General features: G+C 61.0%; 19 protein-coding genes. 5 read left to right on the top strand and 14 right to left on the bottom strand.

The features are described from left to right. From V7S54_RS32940 to V7S54_RS32925, 4 genes are all read right to left on the bottom strand, one after another. The coding region (locus V7S54_RS32940) for an NAD(P)/FAD-dependent oxidoreductase (RefSeq protein WP_336409977.1) at window positions 1-794 on the bottom strand (794 nt) is incomplete at its 3' end. Between the two features lie 18 nt (window positions 795-812). Then, on the bottom strand, window positions 813-2,057 hold the full coding sequence (locus V7S54_RS32935) for an MFS transporter (RefSeq protein WP_336409976.1): 1,245 nt from the start codon (window positions 2,055-2,057) through the stop codon (window positions 813-815). A gap of 309 nt (window positions 2,058-2,366) precedes the next feature. Then, window positions 2,367-3,584, bottom strand: a complete 1,218-nt coding sequence (locus V7S54_RS32930) for a CmpA/NrtA family ABC transporter substrate-binding protein (protein ID WP_336409975.1) — start codon at window positions 3,582-3,584, stop codon at window positions 2,367-2,369. Continuing rightward, a complete protein-coding gene (locus V7S54_RS32925) occupies window positions 3,581-4,183 on the bottom strand; it encodes an ANTAR domain-containing response regulator (protein WP_058324282.1) in 603 nt (200 codons plus the stop codon). Before V7S54_RS32925 ends, V7S54_RS32930 begins: the two co-directional genes overlap by 4 nt. 955 nt (window positions 4,184-5,138) lie before the next feature. On the opposite strand from V7S54_RS32925, the gene V7S54_RS32920 reads away from it, so the two are divergent. Beyond that, complete coding sequence (locus tag V7S54_RS32920) at window positions 5,139-5,288, top strand: hypothetical protein (protein ID WP_197423391.1); 150 nt, start codon at window positions 5,139-5,141, stop codon at window positions 5,286-5,288. Between the two features lie 162 nt (window positions 5,289-5,450). On the opposite strand, the gene V7S54_RS32915 is transcribed toward V7S54_RS32920, so the two are convergent. The 3 genes from V7S54_RS32915 to V7S54_RS32905 are packed head-to-tail and all read right to left on the bottom strand — an operon-like array spanning window position 5,451 to window position 6,377. After that, window positions 5,451-5,750, bottom strand: coding sequence for a DUF6522 family protein (locus V7S54_RS32915; RefSeq protein WP_336409974.1), 300 nt, complete (start codon window positions 5,748-5,750; stop codon window positions 5,451-5,453). Further along, the gene (locus tag V7S54_RS32910; protein WP_336409973.1) at window positions 5,747-5,920 is read right to left on the bottom strand and encodes a hypothetical protein; all 174 of its coding nucleotides are present in this window, start codon (window positions 5,918-5,920) and stop codon (window positions 5,747-5,749) included. Before V7S54_RS32910 ends, V7S54_RS32915 begins: the two co-directional genes overlap by 4 nt. A gap of 16 nt (window positions 5,921-5,936) precedes the next feature. Further along, window positions 5,937-6,377 carry an RrF2 family transcriptional regulator gene (locus tag V7S54_RS32905; protein ID WP_336409972.1) on the bottom strand — a complete coding sequence of 147 codons (441 nt, stop codon included), beginning with the start codon at window positions 6,375-6,377 and terminating at the stop codon, window positions 5,937-5,939. 309 nt (window positions 6,378-6,686) lie between these two features. Here V7S54_RS32905 and V7S54_RS32900 point away from each other — a divergent pair, with 309 nt between their 5' ends. After that, entirely contained in the window at window positions 6,687-7,454 is a 768-nt protein-coding gene (locus V7S54_RS32900) for a ceramidase domain-containing protein (RefSeq protein WP_336409971.1), read from the top strand. 149 nt (window positions 7,455-7,603) lie between these two features. Next, window positions 7,604-7,972, top strand: a complete 369-nt coding sequence (locus V7S54_RS32895; protein WP_336409970.1) for a hypothetical protein — start codon at window positions 7,604-7,606, stop codon at window positions 7,970-7,972. Between the two features lie 16 nt (window positions 7,973-7,988). On the opposite strand, the gene V7S54_RS32890 is transcribed toward V7S54_RS32895, so the two are convergent. After that, window positions 7,989-8,486: a DUF305 domain-containing protein gene (locus V7S54_RS32890; protein WP_336409969.1), complete on the bottom strand. Its 498-nt coding sequence runs from the start codon at window positions 8,484-8,486 to the stop codon at window positions 7,989-7,991. 533 nt (window positions 8,487-9,019) lie between these two features. On the opposite strand from V7S54_RS32890, the gene copM reads away from it, so the two are divergent. Continuing rightward, window positions 9,020-9,445, top strand: coding sequence for a CopM family metallochaperone (gene copM / locus V7S54_RS32885; protein WP_336409968.1), 426 nt, complete (start codon window positions 9,020-9,022; stop codon window positions 9,443-9,445). 51 nt (window positions 9,446-9,496) lie between these two features. On the opposite strand, the gene V7S54_RS32880 is transcribed toward copM, so the two are convergent. From V7S54_RS32880 to V7S54_RS32860, 5 genes are all read right to left on the bottom strand, one after another. Then, window positions 9,497-9,985, bottom strand: a complete 489-nt coding sequence (locus tag V7S54_RS32880) for an SRPBCC family protein (protein ID WP_336409967.1) — start codon at window positions 9,983-9,985, stop codon at window positions 9,497-9,499. Then, window positions 9,982-10,197, bottom strand: a complete 216-nt coding sequence (locus V7S54_RS32875) for a DUF2933 domain-containing protein (protein WP_336409966.1) — start codon at window positions 10,195-10,197, stop codon at window positions 9,982-9,984. Before V7S54_RS32875 ends, V7S54_RS32880 begins: the two co-directional genes overlap by 4 nt. Beyond that, window positions 10,194-12,416: a copper-transporting P-type ATPase gene (locus tag V7S54_RS32870; RefSeq protein WP_336409965.1), complete on the bottom strand. Its 2,223-nt coding sequence runs from the start codon at window positions 12,414-12,416 to the stop codon at window positions 10,194-10,196. Before V7S54_RS32870 ends, V7S54_RS32875 begins: the two co-directional genes overlap by 4 nt. A gap of 78 nt (window positions 12,417-12,494) precedes the next feature. Next, a complete protein-coding gene (locus V7S54_RS32865) occupies window positions 12,495-13,952 on the bottom strand; it encodes a multicopper oxidase family protein (RefSeq protein ID WP_336409978.1) in 1,458 nt (485 codons plus the stop codon). Between the two features lie 99 nt (window positions 13,953-14,051). Next, complete coding sequence (locus V7S54_RS32860; RefSeq protein WP_336409964.1) at window positions 14,052-14,414, bottom strand: hypothetical protein; 363 nt, start codon at window positions 14,412-14,414, stop codon at window positions 14,052-14,054. Between the two features lie 121 nt (window positions 14,415-14,535). Here V7S54_RS32860 and V7S54_RS32855 point away from each other — a divergent pair, with 121 nt between their 5' ends. Further along, window positions 14,536-15,099 carry a cytochrome c gene (locus V7S54_RS32855; protein ID WP_336572489.1) on the top strand — a complete coding sequence of 188 codons (564 nt, stop codon included), beginning with the start codon at window positions 14,536-14,538 and terminating at the stop codon, window positions 15,097-15,099. 42 nt (window positions 15,100-15,141) lie between these two features. Here the strand turns inward: V7S54_RS32855 and V7S54_RS32850 are convergent, their stop codons facing one another. Beyond that, window positions 15,142-15,390, bottom strand: coding sequence for a hypothetical protein (locus V7S54_RS32850; protein WP_336409962.1), 249 nt, complete (start codon window positions 15,388-15,390; stop codon window positions 15,142-15,144). Window positions 15,391-15,685 lie beyond the last annotated feature (295 nt).

The raw sequence follows: 15,685 nt of genomic DNA, 5'->3' as shown, positions 1-15,685 counted from the left end.
TGCATACCGGCGTCGACGACGATGCCGCGGTTGGTGGCAAGCCCCGCCTCCTTGGCAAGGCCGACATTCGGTCGGATACCGACCGCCATCACGACCAGTGTCGCCGGGATGATGCGGCCATCGTCGAGCTCGATGCCCTCGACTTTGCCGTCGCCGACAATGGCCTTGGTATTGGCCTTGCAGATGACCTTGATGCCGCGCTCCTCGACCGCCCTCTGCAGCAGATAGCCGGCGGCCGGATCGAGCTGCCGCTCCATCAGCGTCGGCATGACGTGCAGGACGGTCACATCCATGCCGCGCGAGGCAAGGCCGGCAGCCGCTTCAAGTCCAAGCAGGCCACCGCCAATGACGACCGCCTTTTCGCGCGACTGGGCCGCAAGCAACATTGCCTGCACGTCATCGAGGTCGCGATAGGTGATCACGCCGGGCAGATCCTTGCCGGGCACCGGAATGATGAAGGGCACCGAACCGGTCGCGATCACCAGCTTGTCGTAGCTCTCGGTGACGCCATGGTCGGAGGTGATGGTCTTGGCGTCACGGTCGATGGCGACGATCTTGTGGCCCTTGTAGAGCGTGATGCCGTGCTTGATGTACCATCCGTCGCCGTGGATGATGATCTGCTCGTAGTCCTTCTCGCCTGAAAGCACCGGCGACAGCATGATGCGGTCGTAGTTGACGCGCGGCTCGGCGTTGAAGATCGTGACCTGGTACTGTCCTGGAGCCTGTTCGAATAGGTGCTCCAGCATGCGTCCGGGCGCCATGCCGTTGCCAATGATGACGAGCTTTTGGGTCATAATTCCAAGTCCTTGAGATTAGGCAGTTACTGTATCGGTCGCGGAATGGGCCTGACGCTGCATGCGCATAACGGACACGTGCATCCAGACGAGGGAGATCGCGACGATCGCAAAAAGCAGCAGAAAACAGCTGGACCACAGGCCGGTAATGTCCTTGAGGAGGCCGAAGGCAATCGGGAGCAAGAAACCGCCCAGTCCGCCCATCATGCCGACGATGCCGCCGACGGCGCCGACGCTGTTCGGATAGTACGCCGGGATGTGCTTGAAGACGGCCGCCTTGCCGAGGCTCATGAAAAACCCGAGCACGAAGATGACGACGATGAAGAGGAAAGGAGTGAGCGACTCTGCCGGTAGCGAAAGGACAAGTGTCGCTGCACCGCAAACGAGCAGCATCGCGTACATGACGCTTCGCGCGCCCTTCTTGTCGGACAGGAAGCCTCCAAAGGCGCGGAAAATGCTGCCGGGTATCGAATAGGCGGCGGCGATCATGCCTGCAACTTCGAGGTTGAAGCCATAGACGCCAACCAGATAGCGCGGCAGCCACAGCGACAGGGCGACGAAGCCGCCGAAGGCGAAAGCGTAGTAGAGCGAGAAGCGCCAGACCTGGACGTTCTTCAGCGGAGCGAACTCCTGCAGAAGGCTTTTCGATGCGCCGCCGCGCTTGCGGCTCTCACGGAACGCAGGATCGTCGGTGGTTGAGAACCAGAAAATGATTGCCGTTGCTGCAAGTACAAGAGCCCAGATCTCGGCAACGGACTGCCATCCCCATGCGATCAGCACGAAGGGTGCTGCGAACTTCGTAACGGCGGCGCCGACATTGCCCGCGCCGAAGATGCCCAGTGCTGTTCCCTGTCTTTCTGGCGGAAAGAACGGTGAAACGTAGGCGACCCCGACCGCAAAGGACCCGCCGGCGAGACCGACGCCCAGGCCCGCAATGAGCATCTCCGTGTAGGTCGTGGCATAGCTCAGCAGGAAGGTCGCCAATGCCGATGCCAGCATGGTGAGCGTGTAGACCAAACGACCACCATAACGCCCGGTCCAAATTCCAAGGACGAGACGGACGACGGATCCGGTCAGGATCGGCGTGCCAACCAACAAGCCGAACTGCGCCTCGCTGAGGCCGAGGTCCTGCTTGATGCGAACACCGATGATCGCAAAGATCGTCCAAACCGCGAAACAGACAGTGAAGGCAGCCGTGGAGATCCACAGTGCTTTCGCAGGTTCGCCGGTATACATCGAACAGCTTCTCTTCGAACTAGACATGACTTCTCCGTGGCCCGACGAGGTCGTGCCCATGAAACGTTGAGGGTCAGAAACGCAAAAAGCCGCACGTCAGGGCGCGCACGAATGTACGCGGGATACCCTGCTCAGCGGCTTTGCTTGAGGCGCCCGTCGTTGGACGCTGTGCGGCCTTTCGGCTCAGAAAATATTATGCAAGGCGCATGCCAGTTTCAGAAATGGTATGGTTTCGCGCCTCTTTGGGGAAATCCTGCCCGAACTGGACCGAGGCGGTGGCCAAATCATTAGCTGGCGGCGCTAAAAATTGTGCACTGCACAGTTTATGAGCAGATTTCACAGCTGCTTTTGGGCAGCGAGATATTCTTCGATGCGATCGGGATCAAACAGGTTACCGTCGAAAAAGCCGTCAGGACCGAGCGTCAGGGCGCCGCTGGAGCCGACCGGCGTCTCCATGCGCAACGCACCTTCCACTTTGGAGCTTGCGGCCGGCATCGCGAGACCCAGGGTCTTCAGGGCGCTCCGGTAAATATCCGGTCTATAGGTATTGCCGGCGACCCGCTGATGAGGATCGGCATGCGCGACCTGGCCCCAGCGAACCATCTGCGTATAGAACCAGAGTGCGTGGCTCTTCCATGGAAACGTCGCCGCTTTTGCGTTCGGGACAAAAAAATCCTTCACTGTCTGCGTGTAGCGCAGGCCAATTTTGAGCTCGCCCGTCAGCGCCGGTCGCAGCCATTCCGCGGACTTGTTTATGTAGGCGTCTCCCGAGAGCAACCGGGCGAGTTCATCATGGTTGGCGGGCTCGGCGCACCATACGGACGCATTGTAGATCGCTCTCAGCAGAGCGGCGAGCGCTTCGGGATGACTATCAGCCCAACGTGCGTTCACACCGAGCACCTTTTCCGGACTGGACTTCCATATCGCTGCCTTGACGGTCGCGAGATGCGCTCCCCGTTTGAGAACGCCAAATGTGTTCCAGGGTTCGCCGGCGCAATAGCCGTCAATTGTCCCGTCTTTCAGTGCGTTCCCCATATCCGCGGGAGGCAGTGTTACAATTTCGACCTCGCGTTCGGGATCGATGCCACTCGCGGCAAGCCAGTACCGCAATTCGTAATTATGCGCGGAGTAGGGATGCACGACCCCGAACCGAAGCCTCTCTTCTGTCCTTTGCGTGATCACTTGCCGCAAGGCGCCGCCGCTTGAGCGGGCATCGAGGTCAGCGGTCGCACCGTTGTCGACCATCTGCCACCAAAGGCCGCCCGATACGGTAACGGCATTGCCGCCAAGCCCAAGTGCCATGGGGACGATCATTCGCGGTGCAGGCGCAGTGAGCCCAAGATTGCAGGCAATCGGCATAGGTGCGAGGATGTGGGCGACCTCGAAATGTCCGACCGCCAACCTGTCCCTGACAGTTGCCCAGGAGCGCTCGCGGACGAGCGTGAGGTCCACCTGCTCAACGTTCGCAAAGCCCTTCTCTTTGGCGACGATCAGGAGAGCACTGTCCAGAAGCGGCAGGAAGCCCGCTGTGATTTCGTGCCTGTACTTCTTCATACATCAGCTCCTGGATCGAGCAGGCTAGCCGCGGTGATAAGGCTTTGAGCGATCTCGACGATTTTCCGGTTCTGAGTCATGGCCGTGCGTCGAAGCAACGCGTATGCTTCCTTCTCAGAAAGCCCACGGGTGCGCATCAGCAACCCTTTGGCACGGTCGATCAACTTGCGGTTTTCCAACTCGCCACGCGCTTCTTCAAGCTCCCGGCTCAGTCGCGAAAACGCATTGAAGCGGCTGATAGCCATTTTAAGAATGGGACGCACGCGTTCCTGCTTCAGGCCGTCGACGATGTATGCTGACACGCCAGCGTCGACCGCGGCTTCGATCGATGCTTCGTCGGACTTGTCCACGAACATTGCGATGGGACGTTTGACCGCCCGCGATATCTGGAACATGCTTTCCAACATGTCCCGGTTGGGATTTTCGAGATCGATGACGATGACATCAGGGTCGATCTCGGTGATCCTCCTGGCGAGACCATTCATGTCAGCGATGATTGTGACCTGAACATATCCTGCATCGCGCAACCCGTCTTCAATGACTGATGCCCGAATGCGATTCTCATCAATGACCAGTACGTTCAGGCTGCTAGGTTTCATGAAGGCGACGACACAGATTTACCGACATTCAAATTCTGGCCTGCGGTTGATAGAAATAAAGCGACTTCGCTAAACGAAGCGGTCGACTACCGCGAGTCGACGCTGGAGCACCCCACCTCTCGGATATCGAGCAAGCGATCGCTCTCTTCCGGAGGATTACAATCCAACCGGCGTTGCTGATGTACGTTGGCGGCAAATCTCACGAAAGGGAAGGTCTGATTTCCCGGTTTGGGTACGCTTCCGAAAAAAGGGTTGTTGGGGAGCAGTCTTTCAAGTCGCGGGCGACCCTAAACCTGGCCGCGTTCGCTCGCCGCTTTTAGCATTTTCATCGCCACAACGGCTATCGCGTGGTTAGCAGGTGGGCACGTGTCGAGCCGGTCGCGCAGCATGAAAGTGGCGATGAAAAGGCCTGAGCCAACAACAGCGCGTAGCCCCCGAGTATGACCCCGCACGGTACCACGAAATTCAGTTGCGGTGCAGCGCCGAGGATGACCGGCACGCTCCAGGAGACAATCGAAATCACGCCGCACCCTATCATCGAGACCGGCAACTTGTCTGGGACTAAGCGGCGCGCAGGAGCGGCGGTTTGGGTTGAACAGGGAAGGCACCGCGCCACTCAAGATGGCTGGCCCGTTGGATTGGTCGTAAACAAACCAAACATCCAGGTGTGGACGTGGGGTGACTATAGCGTTGAACATTCGCATGGTCCGGGGGCGCCGGATGACTACGAGCCTGAACAGTAACCATCCGTGACAGTGCTGTCGACGTTTCCTGCATAAGAAGCCGGTTTCATCCGTCCGTTAGAAAACATGTGCTGGTCGGCGCGACATGGCTCCCGTTCGCCACCAAGATTATCGCCTGCTCCGGCCGAAACCCAGTGGCAGAGCGGTATTTTGTCACGTCGCATCCTCGCGTTAATGTGGTATTTAATATGCTACATTAACGGAGAACGCCCATGGATACGGACGAAGTACGCAAGCCCTTGGCTTTTTCTGGCGAGCAGGTGAGCGGCAGAGATCTCAATGGCAGCAGCCTGATGCCGATGCTCGTCGTCGGGCTTGTGCTGGTTGCAATTGGCTACGCGGCCGTGATGATCTTTGTCTAGGCAGCCGTTTCAGGGGGGACGGGGCGTAACCTACGAGGCGGGCGCCTCTTAAATGCGCTCCACTGGATAGGGGAACTGGAGCAGAGCCAGGCTGGTTGGCGGGCCACCGTAGAGAGGCTGCCTCCGGGACGTCAGCGGCCTATTGCAGTTGGTGGCCTGTTTCTACCGCTGCACGGTGTGTGGGATTGTGGGAAGAACGTCTACGCGCTGTGTCCTGACTGAGCCGTCCGCCTCGACGATTGCCTGCCAGCGCCGATTGCCGCAGCGCACAGAAAGGCGCCAGCGGCCGTCATCCTCTCCTACCCCGCGTTCCACACGGGAGGAGACCAGGCCGCGGCGCATGTAGTCGCGCAAGGTTTGCGTCGGCCAGTTGAAGCGTGCCGCAAGCATCTCTGCCGGCAACAGGAATTCGCCTGCTGCATCGCGGGAAAGAACGAGCGGCTGAGTGTTGATTTCCATCATGACAGCGTCTCGCGCGCAGTCGGCGCAACGAGCAAGGAACCCTTGCCGCCGTCGAAGGCGATGGCAAGGCGAACGCAATGGACGATGCGCGGCGCCCGGTCGAGCAGGTGCAAGGCGAACTCCGGCGGATGCGGCATGTGGAGCGCAGCAATCATCAATCCCGATACCATCCAGTCCCCCTTCGTCTCACGCAGCGTTCGCATTGATACCGAGCAGCGGGCCGAGCGCCGCCCGGTTCCGCACGATGTCGGCCAGCGTGTACTTGTCGAGCACGGCGAGGAACGCGCCTAGCGCCTCGTGCAGCATGCCCTTGAGCTGACAGGCTGGTGAAATCACGCAGCTGTGCCCTCCTGCTTGCATGCATTCGGCCAGCGCGAACTCCTCCTCGGTCGCTCGCACCAGCGCGCCAACAGCGATCTCCTCCGGTGCCTTCGCGAGCCGGATGCCGCCCGCACGCCCGCGCGTCGTTTCGACGATTCCGAGGTCGCGCAAAGTCTGCGCCACCTTAAGGAGGTGGTTGCGTGAAAGCCCGTAGGCTTGCGCCACGTCATTGACCGTGCATGTGCCGTTCCGTCGCGTCGCGGCGAAGATCAGCATGCGCAGGGCATAGTCGGTGTGGAGTGTCATTCGCATCGTCGCAGTGAATTCCATAAAGTGGTATTTTGTGCACCACTTTACTGTGCTTGGTCGGCGAGTGGAAGGGCGATTTAGTCATCTGCCAGGAAGAGCCGCCGCGCAATCAATATTGATAGGAGGGGAGGGATGTTTGCGGCCTTCGGGAAGGTCAAGAAGAAGTATCGGTCGATTGCGGCGGCGCGCTTCGCCAGGAAGAATATGAATGTACTCTTGATTAGAGGGTCTTGACCTTCCCATCGTGGGAAGGCGCATCCTCCCCAAATTCGTTTGGAGGAGATGCCTAAGATGATGAGGTCGAGGATGGTAATCGCCGCTGCGCTTGCGGGCGCTGCGGGCTTCGCAACTAAGTCATTCGCAATGGGTTCCGGTCCAGCCAATGGGGATTGGTGGACGCCGTTGGACCATTACTGCGAACGCATGGGACCAGGTTTCTGGGCGGAACCGTTCAACGCGCTCACCAACCTAGCCTTCCTCATAGCTGCGGCGGCCATCTTCGTCCGCCAGCGGCGCGATTGCCTGGAGGACAAGCAGCTATTTGTATTGGCGCTGCTGACGGCATCAGTCGGGGTTGGCTCGTTCATGTTCCATACCCTGGCCAACCGGTGGTCGCTGATCGCGGACATCGTACCGATCGCGTTGGTCATCTACTCGTTCTTATTCGTGGCGATGATGCGGTTTCTGCGCCTAAGCGTCATCTTCGCCGGACTTCTGACTGCGACGTTGCTGGTGCTTTCGCCCACGCTCGAAGCTATCGCGAAGCCTCTGCTCGGAAGTTCGGCGACCTATGCTCCAGGATTGATCGCCACTTTCGGCGTAGCTTTCGCAGTACCGCTTGCGGGTCGAGGTTCCATGCCCTGGCTGCTGGTGACGGCTGGCACAATTTTCTCCGCTGCGTTGGTCTTTCGGATCTTGGATGCACCGCTCTGCGGATCCTGGAGTGTAGGCACACACTTCATCTGGCATCTACTCAACGCTGTCGCCCTGGGACTCGCGCTCCTGTCGTTAGAACGACTTTCACCAAGGGGCCGGGGCGTCTCGTTGTCAGGACCCGCGCCCTCTGGGGCATGACGCGACTGCTGCCAGCTCCGACAGGTTTCGGGGGCTGATACCTGGCGCAGGCGAGGACGAATCTACTCCGCCCCCAGCGCATTTCGCTCCTCTTGCATCCGTTGATCGTGTTACGATTTCTGGTGGCCGCATGAACCGTGGAGGGGTGAATGCGTACGGTTCTTTCATTCCTGTCGATCGAAATGTTACTGTTGGCGTCAGCGTCCGCCACCGAACCCGGCGTCTTTCACAAAGAGCACTTTCCCGACAACACCGTGGTCAGCCTCAGCCTCGTCGAAAACCAGGCTGCGGCCAGCGTGGAGTACGACTTCGACGTTTTCATCGGGGTGTCGCGAACGAGCGACGATGGAGGCAGGACCTACACCGACCCGAGCAAACATAGGGCGTCGGTTCGCTGTGCCGAGCCGGCGGCAATCTCGGTAAGAGGGGTCGAGTACCGAATACCCACGTCCGGGGCCGAGGGGAGCACCTGGAAGGACGATCTCTGGAACGCGGTCTGCATCCCTCCGATTTCTTGAGGTGCGCGCACGGGCGTCAGCCAGAGTCCTCCAGCCGTGCGTTGATTGCGTTCATCTGCTCGATTTCCTTGCGCCGCCCTTCGGAGATCTGGCGGCAGAGATTGACAAGCTCTTCGTCGGCGAGCCTCGCTTCGCGACACATCAGGATCGCGCCCGAATGATGCGGGATCATCGAGGCGACGAACTCCTGGTCGTCAACCAGGGCCTGCTTGCGCGTCCCCGCAAGCGCGGCGACGAAGAGTACGGCAAGCCCTAGGTACAGGGCGACGTTCAGCCCGGTGCGCCTGTACATTCCACCCGTCGTCGCCAGCATGATGATGCCCATCGGGGCGACCATCGTCAGCGCCATGTAGGCCGTATTGAGATTGTTCCGGAAATCCGCCCAGCCGTCGATCATGGAGAACATCACGAAGTACATCACGATCAGGCTGAGAGTCATGTTGACCGCAAACATGATGTAGGGTGGGGCGGTCCCGTCCCGATGCTGCATTGGCTGCCTGTGTTGGTCCTTCATGGCGACATCCTCCGCTCATTTGTTCCGAACGTCCTCGAAGCCGTGCGGCCAATCGTAGGTTCCATCTCGGGTGTACGTCGCGGGACATCCACAACCAGCCGATCCGCAAGCCGCCCGTTCCGGCGCGGAACTTTTGATCGGCAGACGGATTGTAGGCTCGAAGGGAACGCGCCCCATGCCTGCCTTCCGAGTTTCACTCCGGGTCATCCTAATCGGTGCACTCTGCCTTGGGATTCTCAGTCTGCACGGCACACCGGGCGCCACCGTTCAGGTCGATCGCCATTGCCCCTCCGTCACGGAGCCTGACCATCACGCTTCCGACATCGCCTCGCCGCCGGGCTGCTGCACAAAATCTCAGTGCTGTGCGGTTCTGGTGGATTGTATGCGTGCGGCGAAGATCCACCCCCCACATCTTCGCAGCCCGCTTGCAGTGCAGGCGAAGGCGTTCCTGCTCGTCCGGGTGCTTCATCCGCCGCCCAAGACCAGCACTCTCCCGATCTGAAACACACGTCCTTCCGAACATGGAGAGTACAATGAACAGCTCGCTTAAGCTCATAGTCGCCGGGACGGCCATACCAGCCATCCTTCTCGCAGCGACCGAAACGGCGTCGGCTCAGATGGCGATGCCGGACGCATGCAAATCGGCATCTTCGATGAGTGGCGACATGAAGATGCCAGGCGGCATGCAGACCGGCGAAATGGCCGACCATCAGAAAGCGATGATGGAGTCCATGCACAGAATGCACCCGGCCATGATGCAGGGAATGATGGCGAAGGATCCTGATGTCGCGTTCGTCTGCGGCATGATCGGCCATCACATGGGCGCGATCAGCATGTCCGAGGTCGAGCTGAAATACGGTGATGACGAGCAGGCCAAGTCCATGGCCCAGAAGATCATCGACGCTCAGAAGAAGGAAATCGAGGAGATGAGCGCCTGGGTCAAGGAACACGCCAAGTGAGTCCTCGCTAGCTTTGTCGGGAGGATACCGAGAGAGGCATCCTCCCGTTCGTCACTGCCGGAACCTGCTGGCGGCGTCACGGGCCATCCGCGTGACGCACCAGCGTGCATAGATTGGCCCGAGGAGCGGGCCGATAATTCTGCCCGCCACCGTCGCCGGATCGTCGTAGTTGATGAATACCCGTAGCCGGGAGCCACCACCGGATCCATGGATCTCGAATCCCATCCTGTAGGCTCCGATGACAAGGAGGTCCGGCCGTCCCAGCGTCTCCCAGACCTTGCTGACCGGAGGCCGGTGTTCGACAACCACCTCGTCCACGGTGAGCTCCAGTCCGAGCACGCTGCCTCGCATCGAGATGCGGGATCCGACAGCGCGTCCGGCAGAATCGTCGAGCGAGTATGACATCCGTCCGCCGAGCATCATCATCGACGGCTTCCCCATGTGTGAACCGAGGGTCGCCTGGTCATCGAGGAAGTCGAAAAGCGTCTCGGGGGAAGCTGCAACATCGGTGACGGTTTCTGCCGAGCGAACGTAGCTCACGTGATGTCCCCCGGCTCCGTCGGGTGGCTTCCACGGTCATGGCGATGCCCACCGTGCCCATGCCCATGGAAGAGATGCATCAACGGGCACGCAAGCAGCAGCAGATAGGGCGTGAGACCCAATACGTGCTGCCAGTGCTCGCGAAGAACGAAGAACGCGGCAATCACCGCGAGCGAAGCGGCAAACAGAATCCACTTGCGATCCCAAGTCATATCCGTGCGCTCCTCAATCTCAGGGCATTGCCAATCACGCTGACGGACGAAAGCGCCATGGCGGCCGCCGCGATGATCGGCGAAAGCAGCAGCCCGAAAGCCGGGTAGAGCACTCCCGCCGCTACAGGTACGCCTGCAGCGTTGTAGATGAAGGCGAAGAACAGGTTCTGCCGGATGTTCGCCATCGTCGCATGGCTGAGCCGCCGCGCCCGGACGATGCCTTGCAGATCGCCCTTGAGCAGGGTCACGCCCGCACTTTCGATCGCGACATCGGTCCCGGTTCCCATGGCGACGCCGACGTCGGCGGCGGCAAGGGCTGGGGCGTCGTTGACCCCGTCACCCGCCATGGCGACGATCCGGCCTTCCTTGCGCAGTCGGGCGACGACCTCACTCTTGTGCTCGGGCAAGACTTCCGCCTCGACCTCCGTGATCCCCAGCTTGCGAGCGACGGCGCTGGCGGTGGTGCTGTTGTCACCGGTGAGCATGACCACGCGGATGCCGTCCTTGATCAGCGCTTCCACCGCAGCCGGTGTCGTGGCCTTGATTGGATCGGAAATCGCAAACAGACCGCCCAGGCGGCCGTTGATCGCCGCGAAGATCACGGTTGCTCCCTCGCCACGCAGTTCTTCCGCCTTTTGCGAGAGAGCAAAGACATCCACCCTTCCTTCGGACATGATCCGGTGGCTGCCGATGATGAGCCTGCGACCGTCGACGATACCCGTCACGCCCTTGCCGACCGGACTGTCGAAGTCTTCGGCAGACCCGAGGTCCATGCCGCGCTCGTTGGCGGCATCGACGATGGCGCTTGCGAGCGGATGTTCGCTCGGCCGTTCCAGCGTGGCGGCCAGTCGCAGCAAGTCGGCTTCAGATACGCCGCTCACGGCGACGATTTCGGTGACCTTCGGCTTGCCCTCGGTGAGCGTTCCCGTCTTGTCGACCACCAGCGTGTCGACCTTTTCGAAGCGCTCGAGAGCCTCGGCGTTCTTGATCAGCACGCCGAGATGGGCGCCGCGGCCGACCCCGACCATGATCGACATCGGCGTGGCCAGACCGAGGGCGCACGGGCAGGCGATGATCAGCACCGCGACCGCGGCCACTAGTCCGTGCGCGAAGCGCGGCTCCGGTCCCAGCCACATCCAGACCGCGAAGGCGATAGTGGCGATCGCGATGACCGCTGGAACGAACCAGCCGGAAACCTCGTCGGCGAGGCGCTGGATCGGGGCGCGGGAGCGTTGGGCCTCCGCCACCATCTGCACGATCCGCGACAGCATCGTGTCGCGCCCGACCTTACCAGCCTCCATGACGAAGCCGCCCGTCTTGTTCATGGTGCCGCCGATGAGTTTCGCGCCGACCTCCTTGGTGACGGGCATCGACTCGCCGGTGATCATGGATTCATCGACCGAGCTGCGGCCCTCCACAAGCGTGCCGTCGACCGGAACCTTCTCGCCAGGGCGGACGCGCAGCTTGTCGCCGACGGCGACGGCCTCGAGTTCCACATCCTCATCAGTACCATCGGAGCGTATGCGCCTGGCGGTCTTCGGCGCGAGATCGAGAAGCGCCCTGATCGCGCCGCCAGTCTGCTCGCGCGCCTGCAGCTCGAGAACCTGCCCGAGCAGCACCAGAACGGTGATGACGGCGGCCGCTTCGAAGTAGATCGCGACCGCCCCTTCGCCGGATCGGAATGTTTCCGGAAACAGGCCGGGTGCTGCGGTTGCGACGACGCTGTAGACCCAGGCGACCCCGGTGCCCATGGCGATCAGCGTGAACATGTTGAGGTGACGGGTGACGAGTGATTGCCAGGCCCGTTCGAAGAAGGGAGCGCCAGCCCAGAGGACAACCGGGGTCGCCAGAATGAGCTGGATCCAGTTCGACGTCTGCGGACCGAGCAGCAGGTGCAGGTTGGTGAGATGGCCGCCCATTTCGAGCGCCAGTACGGGCAATGTCAGCACCAGTCCGATCCAGAACCGCCGCCGCATATCGACAAGCTCAGGGCTGGGACCCATGCCCGCCGCCACGACCGCCGGTTCGAGCGTCATGCCGCAGATCGGGCAGTTGCCGGGGCCGAGCTGGCGTATCTGGGGATGCATGGGGCAGGTGTAGATCACGCCATCCTGCTGTGAGCCCTGCGTGCCTAGGACTTCGGCAGTCCCCGCGTTCTGATTGGCGTGGTGGTGATGGTCGTGACCTTCATGTTCGTGGTGATGCTTATGCTCGTCCATGGGATTTCTCCGTAACGGTACCCGCCTCCAACAGAGCTAGCGTCCAGCCACCCAGTAAGGGGGCCGGACGTATCCCGTTTATGCGTAAGCGACGAAGGACATCATTCCCGATGCCATGTGATAGAGGTGATGGCAGTGGAGCGGCCAGCGGCCCGGATTGTTTGCGTCGAACACTACGCTCACGCTCCCCATCGGTGGCACAACAACGGTATCCCTCACGGCGCCGCCGATTGCCTTTCCGTTGATGTCGACCACCTGGAAGTGGTGCCCGTGCAAATGCATCGGGTGGGACATCATCGATATGTTGCGCATGACGATCTCGATCCTTTCACCTTGGCGAACGCCAAGGTTGTCGCCGCCCTCGATCCGCCAGTCGTAGCCGCTCATACTGCCCATAAGCGTCAACTCGAACCGACGGTCGGCGGCACGGACGGCAAGCGGCGCGGCTGCTGCGAGCCGCTTTTCGAGGTCGAGCCCGACGATCGGACCGGAATGCTCTCCACGCGCTGCGATCCTGGCGATCGTGGCGCCCGTCGGCGCAAGGATGACCCCTGTGCGATGCTCAGTGCCCTCGCGCAGCGCCATGATTGGATGGGCTTTGGCGGACTTCGGAAGTTCAAGCCGGATATCGAGCCGCTGTCCCATGGAGATCGGGAAGCGGGTCCCTGGAACCGGCTGCACCGGCTGTCCGTCGACGGCGATCAACTGTCCGATGAGCGTGCCGGTGTCGATAGTGAAGGCGTTGGCCGTCGCGCCATTGATGATGCGCAGGCGGACGCGTCCGCCGCTCTCGACGGTGAAGACTTCTGGGTCGCCGAGCGTCCGGTCGTTGGCGAGATAGGCATCGTACTCGATGTCGTTCAGGTCCATGTTGGACATGCCCGGCATCGCCGTGCCGGACATGTGACCCTGCATGTTGGACGACATGCCCTGCATCATCGCACCGTGGTCCATCCCGTGACCGCTAGACGGTCCCTTCAGCTTGGCGAGCAATTCTTCGGCAGGCGTAAAGGAGAAGTCATGCAACAAGATGACCACTTCCTGCTCGTCGCGTTGCCTGTCGTCAGCGGTCCGCACGATCAGGGGCGCGGCAAGCAGGTTCTGCTCCTGGAGCGTATGCGCATGCATCCAGTGCGTGCCGCCGGAGCCGACCGGAAACGTGTAGCGCCGGGTTTCCTTCGCTTTCAGAAGCGCTGCGGGGTTGTCCGGAACCCCGTCCATATTCCATGGCGGCGCAAGGCCGTGCCAGTGGATGAGCGTTGCTTCGCCGCCTTGATTTGAAAGAGCGACGTCGAACGGAGCCTCCGCGTCGAGCGTCAGCCCGACGGTGCCATCCGGTTGGAGGAGCCCAAACACATCGGCGGCTTTGCCGTTCACCTCGATCACGCGCCTCGTGATCGCAAGGTTGCGGATGCCCGCGTTTGAAGATGTTGCCTTGCTGGCCTCGGCCCAACTTTTGTTTGGATGTAGGGTGGCAGCCGATGCGGCGACCACGACGCCCGACATCAGCCCGCCCAGGAATTCACGGCGTTTCATATCCATTGACCTCTGGTTCCGTGCCGGTCGATGCCGGCGAAAATCACGCCACGCGGGTGCGATCGTGGAAGACCGCCGTCAAACGACGGCTGGTCTGGCTCATCCGGCGGATCGAGGAGGGCCGATGGCGGGTCGCGAAATGATGCCGTTGATGGGCGGCTGGGGGGTGAGGTCCCGGCGACCGCCGGACTTCAGGGTGACTTCGCCGAATATCGGAGCGGGGAACAACGCGTAGCACAGGCTGCAGATGCGTTTGCAGCACGCTTTCTGGCCGCCTGTTTCTTTCTCTGCGTGGAGATCGCCTTTCCCCGGCGGTGAAACGACATGTTCGCTGCCGGCGATGTGTGGCCCGCATTTGATAGGAGCCGCCTCAGCCATCGGCACGACCAGAAACAGAAGAGCGACCAAGATGGCCAGCAATTCTGTTGTGCGTTTCCGGGCGGTCTGGCTGACGGCGATCATGTTTTCGTCCGACACCTCGTGCTGTATTCAAGAACCACAGTGCGTGATGTCTGCAAGTCTCGCCTTGACCTTGATCAAACGGCGACAAGAGTGCGGCTCTCAGTGGGAGGATTGCATCCGAATGTGTTCGAAGGCTGTAAAATGGTCCGGCCTCATCGCGGTGGCGATCGTGGTAGCGGGCTTTTCGACCACGACGGCCCAGAGAGCGGAAATCGACGTCGTTCGCCAAAGGCAGCAGGACATGAAGGCGATGGCCGCTGCCGCCAAGAACATCGATGCCATGTTCAAGGGGACACTGCCCTACGATGCGAAGGCTTTCAAAGCCGCCACCGAAACCATTCGAACCTATTCAGGCGAACGTCTGACGGACCTGTTCGAAGCTCCGGTCGTCGCAGAAGGGTCGAAGGCCAGCGGCAACATCCAGGTCGAGCGGCCAATATTCGACAAGCTGTCGACGGAGCTCGGCGCGTACGCCGCGGCACTTTCCATCGCGGCAGACCGCAACCCCGATGCCCTCGCGCCCGAGATGCGGATGAAAGGGGGCGACGTGATAATGGGCGGGCCGCTCGCCAAGAGGAAAGCGGCAGCTCCGGACCCGATGAAGATGCCTGCCGAGCACGCCTTCCACATGATGCTGCAGATCTGCACCTCCTGCCACGCCCAGTTTCGAGTGACGGGCGAGTAGCGGCCGTCGTGACCGAACTGGCGCAGGAAAGCCGCGGCTCAATTAGTGAGCGCTATGTTCGCTGTGCAACACCTCGGCCGTTGCAGGCGACGCGCTCTGGAACAGCTCGGACAGGTTCTCGCCGCTCACGACCAGCTTGTCGACCAACCTACGGGCCGCCCGCGACAACGCGTGATCCACCAGGACGTATTCGCCTGGAACCTCCAGCTTCATGTCGACCGCGGCCGCGCCTCCGGCAGCGAGCGCCATGGCTCTTTCACCCGACATGCAGATGGAAACTATGCCAGGCATGGACGGCTCCGACGACATGTCCCCTCTCGTCTGCTCTTCCATCATTCTCGCTCAGCAGGGCCAATAGCTGGCGCATTCCTCCCCCCTGTCGGGACAGAAGTGCGCTACATCGTCGCCAAAATCGGTGAGAAACCCTCCCATAAACGTGCCCCGCGACCGGATTTCTGTTGTTCAACAGACGTTCTCGTTCTGTGCTAAAAAGGTCGCATAATGTATCGGGCCTTTATCAACCAAAGACAGCGACTGCTGATTTGACGATGATGCCACCATCCGGACTTCTGCGCAGTTGACGGCC

Source organism: Ensifer sp. CCNWLY38 (assembly GCF_037120565.1).
GTDB lineage: Bacteria > Pseudomonadota > Alphaproteobacteria > Rhizobiales > Rhizobiaceae > Ensifer > Ensifer adhaerens_H.
The sequence above is the reverse complement of the archived record's forward strand: the minus strand, read 5'-3'. Positions and strand labels throughout refer to the sequence as shown.

What these genes read in the sequence shown, in the direction of transcription:
- V7S54_RS32930 (WP_336409975.1), bottom strand. Translation starts at nt 3,584, where the DNA reads ATGAAGAAGTACAGGCACGAAATCACAGCGGGCTTCCTGCCGCTTCTG.
- V7S54_RS32900 (WP_336409971.1), top strand. Translation starts at nt 6,687, where the DNA reads ATGGTAATCGCCGCTGCGCTTGCGGGCGCTGCGGGCTTCGCAACTAAG.
- V7S54_RS32890 (WP_336409969.1), bottom strand. Translation starts at nt 8,486, where the DNA reads ATGAAGGACCAACACAGGCAGCCAATGCAGCATCGGGACGGGACCGCC.
- V7S54_RS32865 (WP_336409978.1), bottom strand. Translation starts at nt 13,952, where the DNA reads ATGAAACGCCGTGAATTCCTGGGCGGGCTGATGTCGGGCGTCGTGGTC.
- V7S54_RS32860 (WP_336409964.1), bottom strand. Translation starts at nt 14,414, where the DNA reads ATGATCGCCGTCAGCCAGACCGCCCGGAAACGCACAACAGAATTGCTG.
- V7S54_RS32920 (WP_197423391.1), top strand. Translation starts at nt 5,139, where the DNA reads ATGGATACGGACGAAGTACGCAAGCCCTTGGCTTTTTCTGGCGAGCAG.
- V7S54_RS32850 (WP_336409962.1), bottom strand. Translation starts at nt 15,390, where the DNA reads ATGCCTGGCATAGTTTCCATCTGCATGTCGGGTGAAAGAGCCATGGCG.
- V7S54_RS32935 (WP_336409976.1), bottom strand. Translation starts at nt 2,057, where the DNA reads ATGTCTAGTTCGAAGAGAAGCTGTTCGATGTATACCGGCGAACCTGCG.
- V7S54_RS32910 (WP_336409973.1), bottom strand. Translation starts at nt 5,920, where the DNA reads ATGGTATCGGGATTGATGATTGCTGCGCTCCACATGCCGCATCCGCCG.
- V7S54_RS32925 (WP_058324282.1), bottom strand. Translation starts at nt 4,183, where the DNA reads ATGAAACCTAGCAGCCTGAACGTACTGGTCATTGATGAGAATCGCATT.
- V7S54_RS32905 (WP_336409972.1), bottom strand. Translation starts at nt 6,377, where the DNA reads ATGACACTCCACACCGACTATGCCCTGCGCATGCTGATCTTCGCCGCG.
- V7S54_RS32870 (WP_336409965.1), bottom strand. Translation starts at nt 12,416, where the DNA reads ATGGACGAGCATAAGCATCACCACGAACATGAAGGTCACGACCATCAC.
- copM (WP_336409968.1), top strand. Translation starts at nt 9,020, where the DNA reads ATGAACAGCTCGCTTAAGCTCATAGTCGCCGGGACGGCCATACCAGCC.
- V7S54_RS32895 (WP_336409970.1), top strand. Translation starts at nt 7,604, where the DNA reads ATGCGTACGGTTCTTTCATTCCTGTCGATCGAAATGTTACTGTTGGCG.
- V7S54_RS32855 (WP_336572489.1), top strand. Translation starts at nt 14,536, where the DNA reads ATGTGTTCGAAGGCTGTAAAATGGTCCGGCCTCATCGCGGTGGCGATC.
- V7S54_RS32875 (WP_336409966.1), bottom strand. Translation starts at nt 10,197, where the DNA reads ATGACTTGGGATCGCAAGTGGATTCTGTTTGCCGCTTCGCTCGCGGTG.
- V7S54_RS32915 (WP_336409974.1), bottom strand. Translation starts at nt 5,750, where the DNA reads ATGATGGAAATCAACACTCAGCCGCTCGTTCTTTCCCGCGATGCAGCA.